Here is a 1797-nt window from a genome sequence, read left to right as displayed (position 1 = left end):
GTGACAACTCTCCCGCTAATTGCAAGCAATATAGCGGGAGCATCTCAAATTCACATAAGAGACTTGCTGCTTCACGGGCTGACTAATGTCTAAGCCTCCACAGCCAGGAATCGGTAGTCCAACCGACCCAAGTTTTAAAAGATTAAGTGCGCTGTTCCAGTCACGGTCGATAACCAACCCACACTCACAACTATGAACACGAACCGCAAGGGTTTTCTCAACCCTCACACCACAACCAGAGCAATTGATACTCGTTTTTCTAGGGTCAACACCTCGCGTATGCTTGCCGCGTCTTACCGCTACTGCTTGCATGATTTGGAGGAATGCACCCCAAGCAACATCTAGTATCGACTTAGCTAATCGTGTTCTAGCCAGTCCCTTAATATTCAGGTTTTCAAAAACAATTAAGTCATAGGATTTAACCAACCAATGAGCAACTTGATAATGAAATTCTTTCCTTTGTCTTGCAACGCGCAAGTGAATAAGTGCGATTTTATTAGCTTGTTTTTGGTAGTTTTTAGACCCCTTAGTTTTACGTGCGAGTTGGCGTTGCTGACGGGCTAAAGTTGCCTGAGCTTTGCGATAATACTGCGGCACTTCAATGCTTTGTCCCTGGGCAGTAGTTAAAAACTTTTCCAATCCAACATCTATGCCAGTAGCAGTTTTAATTTCATCAATAGATAGCGATTCAGGCACAGTTTTATCTTCTAGAGAAAAGCTGACATACCAACCATCAGCTTTTTTAAGAATAGTTGCTTGTTTAACCTCAAAACCATCGGGGATTGGTCGATGCAAAATAACCTCGACTTCGCCAATTTTAGAAAGCTTGAGAGCATTGCCTATTAGATGTGTGCCTGCTTTGGCACAGTTGACACGCGGGAAAGTAAATGAGCAAATATCACCACGTTTTTTAAATCTTGGTCGCCCTCCCCTCTTACCGTTCTTGTCTGGTACTAACCAACGCTTCCAAGCCTTGTCTAACCTCATGAGGTTTTGTTGTTGACAGTCGGCGTAAATGTTTTTGTATTCGGGAAACAGTTCCTTGGTTTGCTTGAGGTCGGATGCTTGTGTGTAGTAGTCAACTTTTTGTGGTATCTCACCAATTGGTTCACATACCAAGCTGCAACGGTCAAGGAGTGACCTTGTACGGTTCAACCAATCCAGTCTTTGCCCTAACGCATAGTTGTAATGACGACGCAGTAACTCACCCCAGGCTTCAAGAGTGACAACCTGTTGCGGTGTGGGGTTGAGTTTGTACTGGTAAGTGAGTAACATATACTCATTATATCATTAGTGGAATGAGCTATAACGTAGGATACAGAGCAGTTTACAGCTTAAATATTCATTTAGTGCTTGTAACAAAATACCGTAGAAAAGTAATCAATCAAGCAATGCTGACTCGACTGCAAGAGATATTTGAAAACACCTGCACCAAGTGGAGAAGCAAGGTTACAGAGTTCAACGGAGAATCAGACCATGTTCACCTAGTCATTAGTTACCCACCAGATGTTGAAGTTAGTAAGTTAGTCAACAATCTCAAAACTGTATCTAGTCGTTTAATTCGCAAGGAGTTTAATGAACAGGTTAATCGGTTCTATAACAAGCCCGTATTTTGGACAGGTGCTTATTTTGTCGCATCCTGCGGTGGTGTCACACTTGAACAACTTAAATCTTATGTTGACAAGCAAAATAGTCCTGATGATTGAAGGGGGGTTGACCCCCTCCAATCATCCCACAATTCCCCTCACCGCCAACCGGGGAGGTGTGGCGGGAGTACCCTTGTGGATGTCTAGATGG

At 43.4% G+C, this 1797-nt stretch carries 2 protein-coding genes; one reads left to right on the top strand and one right to left on the bottom strand.

The annotated features are described in order from the left end of the window. Positions 1-15: 15 nt before the first annotated feature. On the bottom strand, positions 16-1275 hold the full coding sequence (locus H6G18_RS24490) for an RNA-guided endonuclease InsQ/TnpB family protein (protein WP_190409680.1): 1260 nt from the start codon (positions 1273-1275) through the stop codon (positions 16-18). A gap of 23 nt (positions 1276-1298) precedes the next feature. Here H6G18_RS24490 and tnpA point away from each other — a divergent pair, with 23 nt between their 5' ends. Then, positions 1299-1706 carry an IS200/IS605 family transposase gene (tnpA, locus tag H6G18_RS24485; protein ID WP_190409679.1) on the top strand — a complete coding sequence of 136 codons (408 nt, stop codon included), beginning with the start codon at positions 1299-1301 and terminating at the stop codon, positions 1704-1706. Positions 1707-1797 lie beyond the last annotated feature (91 nt).

Origin of the sequence: Anabaena subtropica FACHB-260 (assembly GCF_014697105.1) — a bacterium.
GTDB lineage: Bacteria > Cyanobacteriota > Cyanobacteriia > Cyanobacteriales > Nostocaceae > Trichormus > Trichormus subtropicus.
This window is presented reverse-complemented; position numbering and strand designations above follow the sequence as displayed.